Source organism: Janthinobacterium sp. GW823-FHT01H08 (genome assembly GCF_058797855.1).
The window spans coordinates 3577250-3593221 of record NZ_CM179504.1 but is presented as its reverse complement, the minus strand read 5'-3'; the positions used below and the strand labels follow the sequence as shown (position 1 = coordinate 3593221).

Below are 15972 nucleotides of genomic sequence, written 5' to 3'. Positions count from 1 at the left end.
GTGCGCGCGCTGGGCGGCACGGGGGCGATCTTTACAGCTGGCGTGCCTCGAACGTATTGCACTGGGCAATCTGGCCGCTCTCGATGCCCTTGCTGAACCAGCGCACGCGCTGCTCAGAGGTGCCGTGCGTAAATGAGTCCGGCACGACATGGCCTTGCGACTGGCGCTGCAGCGCATCATCGCCGATGGCCGTGGCCGCTTTCAGGGCCGCTTCCACGTCGCCCTGTTCCAGGATCTTCCGGTCTTGGTTCGCGTGAAATGCCCACACGCCGGCAAAGCAATCGGCCTGCAATTCCAGGCGCACGGACATGGCGTTGGCCTGGCGTTCGGAGGCCGTGCGGCGCGCATTGTCGACCTTCTCGGACAAGCCCATCAGGTTCTGCACGTGGTGGCCCACCTCATGCGCGATCACGTAGGCCTCGGCAAACTCGCCCGAGACCTTGAAGCGCTGTTGCATCAGATTGAAGAAGTCGAGGTCCAGATAGACTTTCTGGTCGCCGGGGCAATAGAAAGGCCCGCTGGCGCTCTGGCCCGTGCCGCAGGCCGTCGGGATGCTCCCGGAAAACAGCACCAGCTTGGGCTTCACATAGCTGCCGCCTTCGGCCTTGAACAGGGCGCCCCAGGTGTCTTCCGTATCGGCCAGCACGGTTTTCACGAAGCGGGCCATCTCGTCCGATTCGGGCGGCTGGCGCGCCGGGGCCTGGCTTTGCTGGGTGCTGACCTGGCCGCCACCGCCGCTGAGCAGGTTGAGCAGGGTCAGGGGATTGACGCCCAGCACATACGAGCCGACGAGGGCGATGACGATGGTGCCGATGCCGATCGAGCGCCCGCCAAAACCAAAGCCGCCCCCACCGCCGCCCCCGCCGCCATCTTCGCCACGGCGGTCTTCCACATTGTCGCTTTCGCGATTGCCTTCCCATTTCATGATATTTACTCCTGCTGTGCTTGTGCGATTGCGCTCTACGGTTGATGGATGACGCCTCAATATGCCACTTGCGACGAATCTTGTTATTATCGCAGTAAACGACGCCGCGACAGGGGCGACAATGTTACCCTTTGCAACTTTCCATCGACTCCACAACAGGTACACGCATGGCGCTTGCCAACGATACACGCATTTCTCCCACGGCGGTGGTCCAGGCGCAACTGGACGCCTACAATGCCCACGACGTGGCCGCCTTGCTGGCCATCTACGCCGATGACGCACAGCAATTCCAGCATCCCGATACCTTGCTGGCCCAAGGCAGTGCGCAAATCGGCCCCCGCTTCACGGCGCGCTTCGCCGCCAACAAGCCCCATGCGCAGTTGCTTAACCGCATCGCCTGCGGCAAGCTGGTGATCGACCATGAAATCGTCCATGGCGACACGGACGATGGCGTGTCGGCCCAGGAACTGGTGGCCACGTATGAGGTGGAGCGGGGCCGCATCCGCCGTGCCTGGTTCAGCTTTGGCGCGTTGACCAGCCTGCGCGTGGCGCTGCCGGCTGACGTGCCCGCCATGAACGCGCTGATCGCCCGCTCCGGCGTGGCGCTGAGCGCGGGGTTTTATACGCGGGAACAGGCCGAGTCCGTGACGCGCCATGTGTTCGGCGTCGATACGCAGCTCGTTGCCGACCGCACGTATTTCGTGATCGAACGCGCTGGCGCCATGCTGGCCTGCGGCGGCTGGAGCCGGCGCGCCACCCTGTATGGCGCCGACCGCGCCAAGAGCGGGCCGGACCCGCTGCTTGACCCGGCCAGCCAGCCTGGCCGCATCCGCGCCTTGTTTGTGGAGCCAGCGGCCGCGCGCCAGGGCCTGGGCAGCATGCTGATGCGCCATTGCGAACGGCAGGCGCGGGCCGCCGGTTTTACGGCACTGGAATTGGCCGCCACCTTGCCCGGTGTGCCGCTGTACCTGGCCAGCGGCTTTGTCGTGACGGAAGATTTTCACCTGGACTTGCCGGGCGAAATACAACTGCCGCTGGCGCGCATGCACAAGCGGCTGTAAGGCCGCCTACCAGGGCAGCGGCGCCTTTTCGCCATTGGCGTGCTCGCCGTAGTACAGCGACGGCAAAAAGCGCGACAGATAGGTAAATTCGCTGTAGCAATGGCGCAGCAAATTCAGGCCCAGCACGTCGGGCACGTCGCGCACGGGATTGAGGCTGTTGCGGCCCAGCAAGAAGCGGCTGCGCAGTACGCAGCCCGTCGGCGTGTCGCGCGTCAGGTGCAGCATTTCGCCATCGAGCGGATCGCCGTACGGGTCGAGCACGACGTAATCGCCAAAGCCGATGCGGGCGCAGATGGCGGCCGACAGGGCACCGCTGTCCCTTGCCTGCTGCAGCTGCGCCGGGTCGAAGACTTCCTTTGGATCATGGAACTTCAGCTTGGCTTTCACGGGTGGAATATCGCCCAAGGACTCCACTGCCTCGATCGAGGCGCCGTAGTAACTCTCTCCCTTTTTCCACGCGCTGTTCCAGCCGTGATGGGCCACGTGGTCGTGCGGATGCCACCACTTGATGTGCTGCGTCGTCTCGAAAAACGTAAACCACCAGTCCAGCATGCGCCCGCTGCAGCCGTACAGCTCCGTGCGCACCGCTACCAGCAGGCAGCCATTTTCCAGGCGCGTGATGCCCGTTTCCAGGTGCAGCGGGAACGGGTCGAGCAAGTCGCCCGTACCGGTGATGCTCCATGGGAATTCAATATGCTTCGTCATGTCGTTCTCCTTTGTTTGGGTGAAGCAATTATATATTAAAGAAACGAATAGTGTTTCCTAAATATGTTTCAGTGTAAAATTGCCCATCGATCAAGCTTGGAGCCGGCATGCAGGAAGAAGAGAGCAAGGCAGAGAGCAAGGCTGTGCGTGGACGGGGCCGTCCGGCGCGTCCGCCCGAAGAAGCGCGCGAGGCGGCCGTGCAGGCGGCCACCTGGCTACTGCTGAATGAAGGTTATGCCGCCACGACCATGGAAGCGGTGGCGCGCCACGCGGGCATGGCAAAAAAGTCGCTGTATCAGTATGCGGCCAACCGCGAGGAACTCGTGGCGCTGGTGGTGCGCGGCTGGACGGACGCCTTTTTACCGGCCATGGCGCACGATGCGGCCGCGCCCGGTGAAGTGCTGCCATTACTAAAAGAGATATTGCAGGCGATGGCGGCGCGCGTGTTGACGGCGGATGCCGTGGGCCTGTTCCGCCTGCTGTGCACGGAGTTTCCCGCGCGCGCCGATTTGCTGGCCGTGTATCAGCGCAACGGCATCGAGCGGGGTACGGCCTTGCTGGCCCAGTGGTTGCAGCGCCAGGCCGCGCGCGGCCATCTGGTGCTGCAGGATGGGCACGATGGGCACGAACTGGCCGGCTTGCTGCTGGCCATGGTGATCGCCGAGCCGCTGCGGCAGATGGCGCTGGGCTTGCTGGCGCCCGTGCCGGCCTGGGATGCGGCACCGCGCATCGACGCGGCGCTGCGATTGCTGGGCGGCCAGTCGTTCAAGGTCGCTGGTGCTTCAGCGCTTCGCGGTAGCTGAGGGGAGAGAGCCGTTGGCGGTGCTCTGTGGCAAACGCTAGCACCTCTGTCGGGGCGTGGCGCGCGTAATCGCGCAAGGCCCAGCCGATGGCCTTGCGGATGAAAAACTCGTCTTCGTGGGCCAGCGCCAGCGCCGCGCCGAACAGCCAGCCGGCATCCGTGTCGGCGCGCCAGCCCAGCTGGTGCAGCATGGCGATGCGGCGCAGCCAGAGGTCCTCGTGGCGCAAGGCGCCATCCATGTGCGCATGGCCATCGCCGCCGCGCTGGCGCTCCGCCTGCAGCACCTCGCCCACGATGCCCGCCATGCCGTCGACGCTGTCCCACCACGCGCGCTGACGCGCCAGGCCGAGCAGGGCGGGGAGGTGTTCGACGCCCAGTTGCCGCCGGTGCAGGGCCAGCATGTCGAGCGCCACATGCTGGTATTCACGCTCTGGCTGCTGCCACAGCAGTTGCGCATGTTCCAGCAGCACCTCGGCCCCCACGCCTTTCAAGCCCGCCAGCAAGCCCCTGGCGGCCAGCCGCCGCTGTGGTGCCGCCACGCCCAGGAACACGAACTGGCCGCGCATGTAGGCCTGCATGGGCGCTGCGCGGCCCGGTTCGGCGGCCGCTTCCAGCGCGGCTTTCAATTCTGCATGTAGATTCATGGCATCTCGCTTTCTTTCAGGCGTAAAAAAAGCGCTCACCGGGAGCGCTTTTTCATGCCGATCCAATATTACTGAATCTTGGCTTTTTTCATGAGTTCATCGCGGTAGGCGGCGAGTTTTTTCTGTTGGAGCGACTCAGCCACCTGGCCCTTGACTTCTTCCAGTGCCGGCAGCTTCGTCGGACGGGTTTCTTCCAGCTTGATCACGTGGAAGCCGAATTGCGATTGCACGGGCGTTTGCGTGACCTGGCCTGGTTTCAGGGCGACCATGGCGTCGGAGAATGGCTTGACGTACGAAGCCGGGCTAGCCCAGTCCAGGTCGCCGCCATTGGCTGCGGAACCGTCTTTCGACACTTTCGCCAGTTCTTCGAACTTGGCGCCGCCTTTCAGCTTGGCGATGATGTCTTTCGCTTCCGCTTCGGTGGCCACCAGGATGTGGCGTGCATGGTATTCCTTGTCGCCGGCCTGGGCCTTGAACTTGTCGTATTCGGCCTTGATTTCAGCGTCCTTGACAGGGTTTTTCTTGACGTAGTCGGCCAGCAGAGCATTGATGATGATGCTTTGACGGGCATTGTCGATCTGCGACTTGACTTCCGGACGCGTGCCGTAGCCTTGCTTGTCGGCTTCCTGGATCAGCACTTCGCGGCCGATCAGGTCTTTCTTGATGGCTTCGCGCAATTGCGGCGAATCAGCTTGCTTGCCTTGGGCGACGACTTGCTTGACGACCTGGTCGACGCGCGACGATGGGATGGCCTTGCCATTCACGGTGGCGACGTTTTGCGCGAACGCAGGGATCGCGACGACGGCGACCAGGGCTAAGATCAGGCGGGCTGGCTTCAAAATCATGTTCATTCCTAATAAATATACTAAAAATCGATATACGCGACTGTCGCGCAGTGCGCATTCAGGCGCAGAATACACGACCGGCGCCGAAAAGGGCGCCGGGGAGGTCAGTTCTTACTGAACTTTCGCTTTTTTGATCATTTCTTCCTGATACGCTTGCAGTTTCTTTTGCTGCAGCGCTTCGGCGATCTGTGGCTTGACTTCTTCCAGGGTCGGCAGTTTTGCCGCGCGGGTGTCGTCCAGCTTGATCACGTGGAAACCGTTAGGCGTTTGCACCGGGGTGTCGGTAACCTGGCCTTTTTGCAGTTTCACGAAGGCGTCCGAGAACACTTTCGGGAACGACGAAGGGGCTGCCCAGTCCAGGTCGCCGCCATTGTCGGCCGAGCCGGTATCTTTCGATTGCTTGGCCAGATCTTCGAACTTGGCGCCGCCTTTCAGCTTGGCGATGATGTCTTTCGCCTCTGCTTCGGTGCCCACGAGGATGTGGCGTACGTGGTATTCCTTGTCGCCCGTCTGCGCCACGAAGCGGTCGTATTCGGCCTTGATTTCAGCGTCGTTGACCGGGTTCTTTTTCAGGTAGTCGCCGACCAGGGCGTTGATGACGATGGCCTGGCGTGCGTTCTCGATTTGCTGCTTGACGGCTGCATCTTTACCGAAACCTTTGTTTTCCGCTTCTTGCATCAGCACTTCACGGCCGATCAAGTCTTTCTTGATCATTTCGCGCAGTTGCGGCGAATCCGGTTGCTGGCCTTGGGCGACGACTTGCTTGACGACTGCATCAACGCGCGACGATGGGATAGGCTTGCCATTAACAACGGCAACATTTTGCGCAAAAACAGGTACCGCGACAACGGCGAGTAGTGCGATCAGCAAGCGGGCTGGCTTAAAAGTCATTATTAAATCCTGTTAGGGAAAGTTTCGTAAAAAACGCATGGGAAGAAAACGCGTGCATGGCGCTTGCGGCAAATGGCATACCAAGTCGCCCCGGTACGCCAAAAACGCCGTCCTTACACTACTTCGGACGGCGCCAGGGCCACAATCGCCAATGCATGTATCTCATTATGCATCATATCGTGCACGGAATCATACACCAGTCGATGACGCATGACGAGTCTGAGCCCCTCAAATTGACTAGAAATTATGCGCAGATTGTAATGGCCTCCGCCCGAGGCGGCGCCCGCATGGCCGCGATGGCGCGCCGAGTCGTCTTCCAGCACGCATTCCAGAGGGGAAAGTGCCGTTTCCAGGCGGGTACGAATGCGCTGCATGCGCGTTTCCGGCGCCGTGTTTTCAGTGGTGGAGCTCATCATGCGTCTTCCTTGATATGTTTGGCCAGGAACAGGGTTTGCGCCACGATGAAGGCAAAGAAGATGCCCGTCGCGCCAAACGCTTTAAAACTGACCCAGGCGGCCATGTCGCCCTTGTACAGCACGAAGGCGACGAACAGGTTCAGTGCGCCGATGGCGCCAAAGAAGATGATCCATGCGGCCAGCAGCTGGTTCCAGACGGCATCGGGCAACTGCACTTGCGCTTCCATGGTCTTGCGGATCAGGTTTTTCTTGAAACCCACGTAGGCGATCAAGAGGGCCAGGCCGGACAGCCAGTAGATCAGGGTCGGCTTCCATTTCAGGAAGAAATCGTCATGCAGATAGATGCTGGCGCCGCCGAACACGACAAAGATGAACAGCGACAGCCACAGCATGCCGTCCACCTTGCGCCCGCGCAGCAGCAGATAGCTGACCTGGCAAGCCGTGGCGACGATGCCGACGAGGGTGGCAAGTATCCACGGCGCCTGGTCGGCCTTGATCAGGCCGCCAGACACGAAGCCGGACAAATATTGCTGCACGAAATCGTGCGTGGCCGCTTCATACATGCCGCCCAATTTGAAGGCGGTGAAGAAGGCAATCAGGGGGAAGAGGTCGAATAGAAATTTCATGGCGAGACTTTACACTGGTCTTATTAGAATCATCTTAGGAATGGCTTAGGAGCAACGCCCAAGCCATCGCCAGATCAAGGCTGCGGATCGAAGCGCAAGGAGGCCGAATTGATGCAATAGCGCAAGCCGGTCGGCGGCGGGCCGTCCGGGAAGACGTGGCCCAGGTGGGCGTCGCAGACGGCGCAGACGATTTCCGTGCGCACCATGCCGTGGCTCCGATCGGTGATTTCCGTCACGTTGGCCGGGTCCAGCGCCTGGAAGTAGCTGGGCCAGCCGCAGCCGGAATCGAATTTGGTGTCCGACGCGAACAGGGGCGTGTTGCAGCAGACGCAGGTGTAGATGCCGTGTTCATGGTGGTCCCAGAACTTGCCCGTGAAGGCCCGTTCCGTGGCCGCGTGGCGCGTGACTTCGTATTGCATCGAGTCGAGCATGGCGCGCCATTCGGCGTCGGTTTTCTTGACTTTATTCGTGGTCATAATGACTCCTTAGGATGAGCAGCTGACTTCAAGGTGGCTGGCCCAGTCGGGCGGCAGGGCCGCATAGTGCTGGTGTTCGGGCTGTTCGTCAAATGGCTTTTGCAAAACTTCCAGCAATGTCGCCACTTCCGTGTAGTCCTGCTGCTGGGCTTTCTCGATGGCCACTTGCGCCAGATAGTTGCGCAGCACGTATTTCGGGTTGACGCCGTTCATTGCCGCTTGCCGTTCGGCATCGACGCTGTTTTCCAGCAAGAGGCGCGCGCGGTACGTCGCCGCCCACGTATCGAAGGCGGGGCGGTCGATGAACATGTCGCGCAGCATGGTGTCATGTTCGGGCGCCGCTACCTGCAGTGTAGACAAGGCGCGGAAGAAATTCGTGAAATCCACATGATTGGCTTGCATCAGCGCAAACATGCTGTCGAACAGGGCCGTATCGCCGTCCTGGCTCGTTTGCAAGCCCAGCTTGGCGCGCAGCAAGCTATTCATTTTTTCCGCGAACGCCGGCTGGTAGCTGTCCAGCGCCGCCTGCGCCAGTTCCACTTCGCCGATCAAGGGCAGCAAAGCCTGGCCCAGCGCATAGCAGTTCCAGTGGCCCACCTGCGGCTGGTTGGCATAGGAATAGCGGCCTTGCTGGTCCGTATGGTTGCAGATGTGTTCCGCGTCAAACGCTTCCATGAAGCCGAACGGGCCATAATCGAGCGTCAGGCCCAGGATCGACATATTGTCCGTATTCATCACGCCATGCATGAAGCCGACGGCTTGCCACTGCGCAATCATGTGCGCCGTGCGCACGCAGACCTCGGCCAGCAAGGCCTGGTATGGATTTGCTGCGGCGCGCAAATGGGGATAAAAACCGTCGATCACGTAATCGGCGAGGATTTTCAGTTCGTCCGGCTGCTTGCGGTAAAACCAGTGTTCGAACGAGCCGAAGCGCACAAACGTGGGCGCCATGCGCGTGACGACGGCCGCCGTTTCCACCGTTTCGCGCATGATGCCTTGCTGCGAACCCATGATGGCCAGCGCGCGCGAGGTGGGAATGCCGAGCGCCGCCATGGCTTCCGAGCACAGGAATTCGCGGATGGACGAGCGCAGCACGGCGCGCCCGTCGCCCATGCGCGAATACGGCGTGGCGCCAGCGCCTTTCAGCTGCAGTTCCATGGGGCCGCTCGCTGTGGCTATATCGCCCAGCAGGATGGCGCGGCCGTCGCCCAGCTGGCCGGCCCAGACGCCGAACTGGTGGCCCGAATACACGGCCGACAGGGGCTGCGAGCGCTCGGCAACCGCATTGCCGGCCAGCAGCGCCACGTAATCAGGCTCGGCCAGACGCGCCGCATCGAGGCCGATCAGGGCGGCGGCGGCGGCGCTGGCGGCCACGAAATATGGGGCGGGCAGGGGCGTGGGCATCAAGCGCGTATAGAACGCGGGCGGCAGGGCCGCAAAGGCGTTATCCAGTGGTAAGGTATGAGCGGTGATGGCAATTCCAGTCAAATAAGATGGACCGGCAAGGTGCGCCAGCCTGGAATGCGATTTTACCGCACCGCGCCAAGGCGCGTGGCGCTTGCCCATGCGGCTGGAAACGGAATCAAAAATTCCATGCTGCAGCGCAATATCGAAATGCGTTGACGATTTCCGCACGACCGTACGAAACTAGGAAAAATCTGTCAATTCCAACAATAACCGAGTAGCTACCCCAGGAGACACGATGTCGGCATTCCCCTTGAGTCCAGTGATGGGCCAGATGATGAATCAGCCCCTGCTGATTTCCAGCATTATCGAGTTTGCAGCGCGTCATTATGGCGGCAGCGAAATCATTTCGCGCCGGGTGGAAGGCGATATGCACCGCTACACCTACCGCGATTGCCACCAGCGCGCGCGCCGGCTGGCCAATGCCTTGCATGGCCTCGGCGTCGGCATGGGCGACCGGGTCGCCACCCTGGCCTGGAATGGCTACCGCCACCTGGAAGCCTATTATGCCGTGTCCGGCTCGGGCGCCGTCTTGCACACGATCAATCCGCGCCTGTTCCCCGACCAGATCGCCTACATCTCGAACCATGCGCAAGACCAGGTCTTGCTGTTCGACCTGACCTTCCTCCCCGTGGTGGAGAAAATCGCCGCCGACTGCACCTTCGTGCGCCATTTCGTCCTGATGTGCGACCGCGAGCGGATGCCCGCCAGCAGCACCATCCCCGACCTGCTGTGCTATGAAGACTTGATCGCCACGCATTCCGACGACTACGCATGGCCCTTGTTCGACGAGAACTCGGCCGCCACCCTGTGCTATACGTCTGGCACGACGGGCAATCCCAAGGGCGCCCTGTATTCGCACCGCTCGACCGTGCTGCACGCGTATGCGTCGGCCATGCCCAGCGCCCTGAACGTGCGCGCCTCCGACACGGTGCTGCCCGTCGTGCCCATGTTCCACGTGAATGCCTGGGGCTTGCCGTATTCCGTGCCCCTGTCCGGCGCGCGCATGGTGTTTCCCGGCGCGGCGCTGGACGGCAAGTCGCTGTATGAATTGTTCGAGGCGGAAAAAGTGACGTTCTCGGCCGGCGTGCCCACCGTCTGGCTGGGCTTGCTGAATCACGCCTTGCAGAATAACTTGACGTTTTCCACCTTCCGCCGCACGGTGATCGGCGGCGCGGCGTGCCCGCCGGCCATGATGGACACCCTGATCGACAAGTTCGACATCGAGGTCATCCACGCCTGGGGCATGACGGAAATGTCGCCGCTGGGCACGGCGGGCGGCTTGCAGACCAAGCACCTGGACTTGCCGAAGGACGAGCAGCGCAAGATACTGCAAAAGCAGGGCCACGCGATCTACGGCGTGGACATGAAGATCGTCGACGACGACGGCAAGGAATTGCCGTGGGATGGCGTGGCGTATGGCCATCTGCTGGTGAAGGGGCCGTGGATCATTTCCTCGTACTACAAGAACGAGGGCGGCGAAGTGCTGCAGGATGGCTGGTTCCCCACGGGCGACGTGGCCACCATCGATGCGGACGGCTACATGCAGATCACGGACCGCAGCAAGGACGTGATCAAGTCGGGCGGCGAGTGGATCGGCACCATCGACCTGGAAAACCTGGCCATGGCCCACCCGGCCGTGCTGCAGGCGGCCTGCATCGGCGTGTTCCACCCGAAATGGGACGAGCGTCCCGTGCTCGTCGTGGTGCTGCGCCCCGGCATGACGGTCACGCGCGACGCCTTGCTGCAGTTCTTTGAAGGCAAGATCGCCAAGTGGTGGACGCCCGACGACGTGCTGTTCATCGACGCCTTGCCCATGGGCGCCACGGGCAAGATCCAGAAGAACAAGCTGCGCGAGCAGTTCAAGGGACACCAGTTGCCGGGGATGTAAGGAATCCTAGGCCGCTCGCGGCAGCGCCGTCTCCAGCTTTTCCAGCAGATGATCGCACTGGAAGACGGACAGGGTCTGGCGCTGCGCCTCCGTGCCGATGTCGATCATTTCATCCATTTCGCTGCGCAAGTCGTCGTGTTCTCCCGTGCGGATGATTTGCGGCGCCGCAAAGCGCTGGCTGTCGGAAATGGTCATGATGTTGTCGACGTGGTCGACGAGGAAGCCGTAGCGTTCGGCGCCCCGTTCCACGATCAAGATCTTGCCGCTGCTGGCGTCCGGCAGGGCCGGCATCGCATACAGCTGGCGCAGATCGATGATGCTGATCATTTGCTGACGCAAGTTGAGCATGCCGAGCATGCAGGCTGGCATCCCCGGCGGCGTGGTGATGGCGTGGCTGAAATCGATGATTTCGCGCACTTGCCCGATTTCCACGGCGAAGCGGGTTTCCACCGTAAAGGTGATGTAGACGCGGCGCCGCGCCTTGTGCTTGGCGGCGCCCGTTTCCGTGTCGGCCGGGTACAGGCGCGCGTGGCCGTCGCGCATCTCGACGATCTCCGCCTGCGACAGGATGTCCTTGTGGTTCAGGAAAATGATGTCGCCCAAGCCTTCTTTCGTGATGCAGCCGGCGAACATGGCGGCGCGCGCCTTGCTCAGCAGGGGAATCGGCAGCACCTCGTCGCCAAAGAAATGCACGATGCTGTCGACGGAGTCGACGAGGAAGCCCACGGTCGTGCCGTCGAGGCGCACGACGATGACACGCTGGTCCGGCGTGGCTTCCCTGGCCGCCTTGCCGCACGCAGGCGCCTGCAGCAGGGCGCCGAAGTCGACGACGGCCACCTGGTTGCCGCGGAAATGCATGCGCCCCAGGCACAGTTCGTTGTTCAGCAGGGAACTGTGCAGCTCCGGCACCTTGATGATTTCCTGGATGGCCAGCATTTCGAAGGCGAACGTGGCGCCGGCCGCATGGAAGCTGACGCACTGGCGGCGTTCGCTTTGCGCATGGTAGCGGGCCGTGCTCAGCTTGGCGCCCGTCGCCTGCAGGGCCAGTACGTGGGGCACGTTTTCGATGCGCAGCAGGGCGTGCGGGTCGAGTATCTGCAGCAGGCGCGCGCCGCCGTCGAGCAAAATCGTGCCGGCGATGACGGCCTGTCTGTCGCCGGCCGCATATTGCAGGGCGCTGCGCGCACTGGCGGGCACGCGCAGGATTTCGCCCGTATCCTGGAAGACGATGCCGATCAGTACTTGCTGGAAATCGAGGATGGCGATCTTGTCCGTGGCCACGGCGCGCGGCGCATCGGCGCGGAACAAGCGCCCCAGGTTGACCACCGGAATGACGCTGCCGCGCAAGGTGAACATGCCTTCCAGATACGCGGGCGACAGGGGCAGGGCCGTGACTTTCGCGGGGTAGTTCACCACTTCGCGGATGCAGCTGGCGGGCAGGGCGAATTCATCGCCGCCCAGGTGGAAGGAGCCGAACAGTTCGGCGGCCGTGTCGCTTGCGCCATGGGCCTGCAAGCCCGTCGCTTCATGCATATCCATATGCGCCTTCCTTGCGTGGAATCCATTCGGGTGGCGCCACCACCTCGGTGACGGCGTAGCTGTGCCGGGCGCAATCGATCAGCAGCTGGCGGCCGTGGCGGCCTCCCAGCGCGCAAAAACTGACGTGCAAGCCGCACTGGGCCAGGTATTTTTGCGCCGCCTCCGCGTTTTGCCGGCCCACCTGCAGGCGGCCATGGACGTGGGCGGGGCCGAACATGCTGGCGCCGCCTGCCAGCACCACCTCGATATCGGCATAATCGGCCTGGCGCACGCCCATCAGGCGCAGCAGCGAGGGCACGGCCTGGCTCACATAGCGGGCGCCAAGGGCATGCCCGGCCCCGGGCGCTTCCGGCAGCAAGCAGTGGGCCAGGCCGCAGCAGGGGCCGTTCTTCCAGATGAAGCCGATGCCGATGCAGGAGCCGAGCAAGGCTTGCAGCTGCTCGCCATGCGTACCGACGCTAAGTTGCCCCATGCCAACATGGTGCGGCGCCAGGCCATGTTCGATGATGATGCTCATGCGCTGCCCGCCTTGTAAATCATGGGAAATTCGAACTGATAGCCGGTGCCGAGGCGGGCGATCGTTTCCGACTCGCCCAGGATCAGCCGGCCTTCATCCTTGAGACTCAGGCGCGTCTGGCGCAGCACGGTTTCCTGGTGCTCCGCGTCGAAATAAATCAGTACATTGCGCAGGAACACCAGGTCGAATTGGCGCGCCGGGCGCAGCGCTTCGAGCAGGTTATGCTGGGCAAAGCTGACATGCTGCCGCAGCTCGTCGTTGACCTTGACGCCATATGGCGCGGGCGAGAAATATTTGCGCAGCAAGTCCGGGTGCGACAGCCGGATGCGCTCGACGGAGCGCCCGCTGTACTGGCCGGCCTTCGCCGCCGCGAGGATCTGCTGCGAAATGTCGCTGGCCAGGATCTGGTAGCGGAAGGCGGGCACTTGCAGCTTGAATTGCTCGCACAGCATGGCGATCGAATACAGCTCCTCGCCGCTGGCGGCGGCCGCCGACCAGATGGCGAGGCAGCCGTCGGGATGGGCGCGCGCCCAGGCGGGCAGGTAGCGGTCGCGGAAGTAGTCCCAGACCTGCGGCGTGCGGAAGAACAGGGTGTCGTTGGTGGTCACCAGGTCGATGAAATGGGCGACCTCGTCGCGGTCGCTGGCCACCCGGTCCAGGTACGCCTGGTAGTTGGTCAGGGACAGCGCATGCAACCGTGGCTGCAAACGCCGTTCCAGCAAGACGCTCTTGCGCGCGGTCATGGCGATGCCCGTATGCTGGCGCACCAGCGCGATCAGCGTCGTCAGCACCTCGGGCGTCAAGGTGGCCGCGTGGCTCATGGCCTACACCACGAAGCCGGAGACAGTCTGGTTCAGGCTGCCCGCGCGCTCGTTCAGCCCATCCGTGGAGCGGGCGATGCTGTCGCAGTTGGCGGCCGACTTTTCCGTTTCCTCGGCGATGTACTGGATCGCCGTGGACACTTCGCGCGCCGTCAGCAGCTGCTCGTTGGCCGCCTTCGAGATATCGGAGATGGCCAGCGTGGTCTTGGCCACGCCCGAGACGATCTTGTCGAAGGCGTCGCTGGCCTGGCGCGAAATCTCGCTGCCGGTGGACACCCGCTTGACGGATTCGTTGATCAGCTTGGAGATTTCCTTGGTCGCCTGCGAGGAACGCTCGGCCAGCTTGCGCACCTCGTCGGCGACGACGGAAAACCCCAGGCCGTGCTCGCCCGCGCGCGCCGCCTCGATGGCCGCATTGAAGGCCAGCATGTTGGTCTGGTTGGCGATTTCGCTGATGACCTTGACGATTTCGCCGATGTCTTCCGACGAGCGGTTGATCAGGTCCATCGCCTCGATCGATTTGGCGACGGCGCGCGCGCCCGATTCCGCTTCCTGCTGCGTGGCTTTCGCCAGCGAATCGGCGTTCGAGGTGTTTTCCGCGATGGAATTGATGGAAAACGTCAAGCCGTCGATGGAGGCGTTCATTTCTTCCACCGTGGCCCCCAGCGCCTGCGTGCCCACGGCTACGCCCGTGGCCCGTTCGGCGATCGTGTGCGAAGCCTCGGCAAAGCCGTTGGCCGCCGACACCACGTTGCCGATGACGCCGCGCAAGTCGACGATCATCTTGCTGATGCCGCCGGCCAGCAAATCGATCGGTTCGCCGCCTTCGGGCACGATATGGCAGGTCAGGTCGCCTTGCGCCGCGCGCGCCACCGAGTCGAGCAGGGCATTGACCTTGCGGCTGTCGTTGGCGGCCTTGGCCTGGATGCTGTTTTCCAGGTTCACCTGGTCCGTGATGTCGATGGCGAACTTGACCACTTTATACGGCTTGCCGTTCAGGTCCAGGATGGGGTTGTAGGTCGCTTGTATCCACACCACCTTGCCATGGTTGCCCAGGCGCTTGTAGCGGCCCGCGTCGAATTCGCCCCGGTTGAGCTTTTGCCAGAACTTCTTGTACTCGGCGCTGCCCGCATACTCGGACTCGCAGAACATGCGGTGGTGTTCGCCCTGGATATCGCTCAAGTCGTAGTCCATGACGGCGAGGAAATTGCCGTTGGCATCGAGCACTTTGCCCTGCATATCGAATTCGATCACGGCCTGCGCCTTGCCGATGGCGCTGACCTTGCCTTCGTATTCGGCATTGCGCTTTTTCAGGGCCGTCACATCGCTGGCGAACTTGACCACCTTGAAGGGGCGGCCCTCCGCGTCAAAGATGGGGTTGTACGAGGCATTGAGCCAGATTTCGCGGCCGTCCTTGGTCACGCGCTTGTATTCGCCTGCGTCGAACTCGCCCTTGCCCAGTTTTTGCCAGAACTGCGCGTACTCCGCGCTCTTGGCGTACTCGGGCTCGCAAAACATGCGGTGGTGCTTGCCTTCGATCTCGTCGAGCGTGTAGCCGACGGACTTGAGGAAATTGTCGTTGGCGCGGATGATGGTGCCGTCGAGCCGGAACTCGATCACGGCCTGGGCCTTGCTGATGGCGTCGATCTTGCCTTCATAATCGGCGTTGCGGTGCTTGCTGGCCGTGATGTCGGTGGCGAACTTGATGACTCTATACGGTTTGCCGTCCGCGTCGAGGATGGGGTTGTAGGAAGCGTTGATCCACACTTCGCGGCCATCCCTGGCGCGGCGCTTGTATTCGCCCTGGTCGAATTCGCCGCGTGCCAGCTTGGCCCAGAAGTTGGCGTATTCGGCCGTTTTTACATACTCGGGATCGCAGAAGATGGCATGGTGCTTGCCTTGCACCTCGGCCAGGCTGTATCCGACGACACGCAGGAAATTGTCATTCGCATGCAGGATGGTGCCGTCGAGTTCGAATTCGATGACGGCCTGGACACGGTTCAATGCAGTATTTATCGCTTCTAAGTCCAGATCCTGCGTGGGGCTGACATGGCTGGCTGCGTCCATAGTATGTCCTTCGATATGAGAAGAGGAATGGGGGCGATAAGGCTGTTGTTATTATTTTTCTGCTATCCGTATAAGGAAAAAATGTCATTGCATCGGCCGTGATTTGGTGACAATCGGTGAGAATGTGCGCAATGAACTGCCGCCCATGTTTTTTCTGCGCTTGGCCTATAGGAGATAAATTGTAGAGTATTGATTTGAATCAATAATTTTATTATTCCCCAGCGTCTGTCGAAAAACAAGGGGAGGGAATAAATAATGTAAGAATTGTCGTAATTACCCCAT

Annotated in this window: 16 protein-coding genes; 3 read left to right on the top strand and 13 right to left on the bottom strand. The window is 61.9% G+C overall.

The annotated features are described in order from the left end of the window. Window positions 1-31: 31 nt before the first annotated feature. Entirely contained in the window at window positions 32-925 is an 894-nt protein-coding gene (gene ypfJ / locus AC3RCG_RS16015) for a KPN_02809 family neutral zinc metallopeptidase (protein WP_121669549.1), read from the bottom strand. Window positions 926-1092: 167 nt separating this feature from the next. On the opposite strand from ypfJ, the gene AC3RCG_RS16010 reads away from it, so the two are divergent. After that, a complete protein-coding gene (locus tag AC3RCG_RS16010; RefSeq protein WP_492401248.1) occupies window positions 1093-1986 on the top strand; it encodes a GNAT family N-acetyltransferase in 894 nt (297 codons plus the stop codon). Between the two features lie 6 nt (window positions 1987-1992). Here AC3RCG_RS16010 and AC3RCG_RS16005 read toward each other — a convergent pair whose 3' ends face one another. Continuing rightward, a complete protein-coding gene (locus AC3RCG_RS16005; RefSeq protein WP_492401249.1) occupies window positions 1993-2691 on the bottom strand; it encodes a DAPG hydrolase family protein in 699 nt (232 codons plus the stop codon). Window positions 2692-2798: 107 nt separating this feature from the next. Here AC3RCG_RS16005 and AC3RCG_RS16000 point away from each other — a divergent pair, with 107 nt between their 5' ends. Then, on the top strand, window positions 2799-3494 hold the full coding sequence (locus tag AC3RCG_RS16000) for a TetR/AcrR family transcriptional regulator (RefSeq protein ID WP_492401250.1): 696 nt from the start codon (window positions 2799-2801) through the stop codon (window positions 3492-3494). On the opposite strand, the gene AC3RCG_RS15995 is transcribed toward AC3RCG_RS16000, so the two are convergent. The 7 genes from AC3RCG_RS15995 to AC3RCG_RS15965 all read right to left on the bottom strand — a co-directional run bounded on the left by AC3RCG_RS15995 (window position 3457) and on the right by AC3RCG_RS15965 (window position 8957). Beyond that, window positions 3457-4137 (bottom strand): DNA alkylation repair protein, encoded by a 681-nt coding sequence (locus AC3RCG_RS15995; RefSeq protein ID WP_492401252.1) that lies wholly within the window; start codon window positions 4135-4137, stop codon window positions 3457-3459. The two genes, AC3RCG_RS16000 and AC3RCG_RS15995, sit on opposite strands and share 38 nt — an antisense overlap. Before the next feature lie 68 nt (window positions 4138-4205). After that, window positions 4206-4982 carry a peptidylprolyl isomerase gene (locus AC3RCG_RS15990; RefSeq protein ID WP_034756072.1) on the bottom strand — a complete coding sequence of 259 codons (777 nt, stop codon included), beginning with the start codon at window positions 4980-4982 and terminating at the stop codon, window positions 4206-4208. 111 nt (window positions 4983-5093) lie between these two features. Further along, window positions 5094-5873 carry a peptidylprolyl isomerase gene (locus tag AC3RCG_RS15985; protein WP_070218374.1) on the bottom strand — a complete coding sequence of 260 codons (780 nt, stop codon included), beginning with the start codon at window positions 5871-5873 and terminating at the stop codon, window positions 5094-5096. A gap of 113 nt (window positions 5874-5986) precedes the next feature. Next, window positions 5987-6289: a BolA family protein gene (locus AC3RCG_RS15980; protein WP_225317325.1), complete on the bottom strand. Its 303-nt coding sequence runs from the start codon at window positions 6287-6289 to the stop codon at window positions 5987-5989. Continuing rightward, on the bottom strand, window positions 6286-6915 hold the full coding sequence (locus AC3RCG_RS15975; RefSeq protein ID WP_230503023.1) for a septation protein A: 630 nt from the start codon (window positions 6913-6915) through the stop codon (window positions 6286-6288). The genes AC3RCG_RS15980 and AC3RCG_RS15975 overlap by 4 nt, the downstream gene beginning before the upstream one ends. Before the next feature lie 74 nt (window positions 6916-6989). Continuing rightward, window positions 6990-7391 carry a peptide-methionine (R)-S-oxide reductase MsrB gene (gene msrB, locus AC3RCG_RS15970; RefSeq protein ID WP_070311881.1) on the bottom strand — a complete coding sequence of 134 codons (402 nt, stop codon included), beginning with the start codon at window positions 7389-7391 and terminating at the stop codon, window positions 6990-6992. A 9-nt stretch (window positions 7392-7400) separates the two neighbouring features. Next, window positions 7401-8957 (bottom strand): protein adenylyltransferase SelO, encoded by a 1557-nt coding sequence (locus AC3RCG_RS15965; RefSeq protein ID WP_492401255.1) that lies wholly within the window; start codon window positions 8955-8957, stop codon window positions 7401-7403. A 136-nt stretch (window positions 8958-9093) separates the two neighbouring features. Here AC3RCG_RS15965 and AC3RCG_RS15960 point away from each other — a divergent pair, with 136 nt between their 5' ends. After that, on the top strand, window positions 9094-10746 hold the full coding sequence (locus tag AC3RCG_RS15960; RefSeq protein WP_492401257.1) for a 3-(methylthio)propionyl-CoA ligase: 1653 nt from the start codon (window positions 9094-9096) through the stop codon (window positions 10744-10746). 6 nt (window positions 10747-10752) lie between these two features. Here the strand turns inward: AC3RCG_RS15960 and AC3RCG_RS15955 are convergent, their stop codons facing one another. Genes AC3RCG_RS15955 through AC3RCG_RS15940 form a run of 4 tightly spaced genes read right to left on the bottom strand, consistent with a single transcriptional unit; the run spans window position 10753 to window position 15627 of the window. Beyond that, window positions 10753-12285 carry a chemotaxis protein CheW gene (locus AC3RCG_RS15955; RefSeq protein WP_240453636.1) on the bottom strand — a complete coding sequence of 511 codons (1533 nt, stop codon included), beginning with the start codon at window positions 12283-12285 and terminating at the stop codon, window positions 10753-10755. Continuing rightward, window positions 12272-12802 carry a chemotaxis protein CheD gene (locus tag AC3RCG_RS15950; protein ID WP_492401259.1) on the bottom strand — a complete coding sequence of 177 codons (531 nt, stop codon included), beginning with the start codon at window positions 12800-12802 and terminating at the stop codon, window positions 12272-12274. The genes AC3RCG_RS15955 and AC3RCG_RS15950 overlap by 14 nt, the downstream gene beginning before the upstream one ends. Then, window positions 12799-13623, bottom strand: a complete 825-nt coding sequence (locus AC3RCG_RS15945; protein ID WP_492401261.1) for a CheR family methyltransferase — start codon at window positions 13621-13623, stop codon at window positions 12799-12801. The genes AC3RCG_RS15950 and AC3RCG_RS15945 overlap by 4 nt, the downstream gene beginning before the upstream one ends. 3 nt (window positions 13624-13626) lie before the next feature. Then, the gene (locus AC3RCG_RS15940; RefSeq protein WP_492401263.1) at window positions 13627-15627 is read right to left on the bottom strand and encodes a methyl-accepting chemotaxis protein; all 2001 of its coding nucleotides are present in this window, start codon (window positions 15625-15627) and stop codon (window positions 13627-13629) included. Between the last annotated feature and the right edge of the window lie 345 nt (window positions 15628-15972).

Coding starts and splice junctions, on each gene's coding strand:
- ypfJ (WP_121669549.1), bottom strand. CDS start 925: ATGAAATGGGAAGGCAATCGCGAAAGCGACAATGTGGAAGACCGCCGT.
- AC3RCG_RS16010 (WP_492401248.1), top strand. CDS start 1,093: ATGGCGCTTGCCAACGATACACGCATTTCTCCCACGGCGGTGGTCCAG.
- AC3RCG_RS16005 (WP_492401249.1), bottom strand. CDS start 2,691: ATGACGAAGCATATTGAATTCCCATGGAGCATCACCGGTACGGGCGAC.
- AC3RCG_RS16000 (WP_492401250.1), top strand. CDS start 2,799: ATGCAGGAAGAAGAGAGCAAGGCAGAGAGCAAGGCTGTGCGTGGACGG.
- AC3RCG_RS15995 (WP_492401252.1), bottom strand. CDS start 4,137: ATGAATCTACATGCAGAATTGAAAGCCGCGCTGGAAGCGGCCGCCGAA.
- AC3RCG_RS15990 (WP_034756072.1), bottom strand. CDS start 4,982: ATGATTTTGAAGCCAGCCCGCCTGATCTTAGCCCTGGTCGCCGTCGTC.
- AC3RCG_RS15985 (WP_070218374.1), bottom strand. CDS start 5,873: ATGACTTTTAAGCCAGCCCGCTTGCTGATCGCACTACTCGCCGTTGTC.
- AC3RCG_RS15980 (WP_225317325.1), bottom strand. CDS start 6,289: ATGATGAGCTCCACCACTGAAAACACGGCGCCGGAAACGCGCATGCAG.
- AC3RCG_RS15975 (WP_230503023.1), bottom strand. CDS start 6,915: ATGAAATTTCTATTCGACCTCTTCCCCCTGATTGCCTTCTTCACCGCC.
- msrB (WP_070311881.1), bottom strand. CDS start 7,391: ATGACCACGAATAAAGTCAAGAAAACCGACGCCGAATGGCGCGCCATG.
- AC3RCG_RS15965 (WP_492401255.1), bottom strand. CDS start 8,957: ATGGGCAAGCGCCACGCGCCTTGGCGCGGTGCGGTAAAATCGCATTCC.
- AC3RCG_RS15960 (WP_492401257.1), top strand. CDS start 9,094: ATGTCGGCATTCCCCTTGAGTCCAGTGATGGGCCAGATGATGAATCAG.
- AC3RCG_RS15955 (WP_240453636.1), bottom strand. CDS start 12,285: ATGGATATGCATGAAGCGACGGGCTTGCAGGCCCATGGCGCAAGCGAC.
- AC3RCG_RS15950 (WP_492401259.1), bottom strand. CDS start 12,802: ATGAGCATCATCATCGAACATGGCCTGGCGCCGCACCATGTTGGCATG.
- AC3RCG_RS15945 (WP_492401261.1), bottom strand. CDS start 13,623: ATGAGCCACGCGGCCACCTTGACGCCCGAGGTGCTGACGACGCTGATC.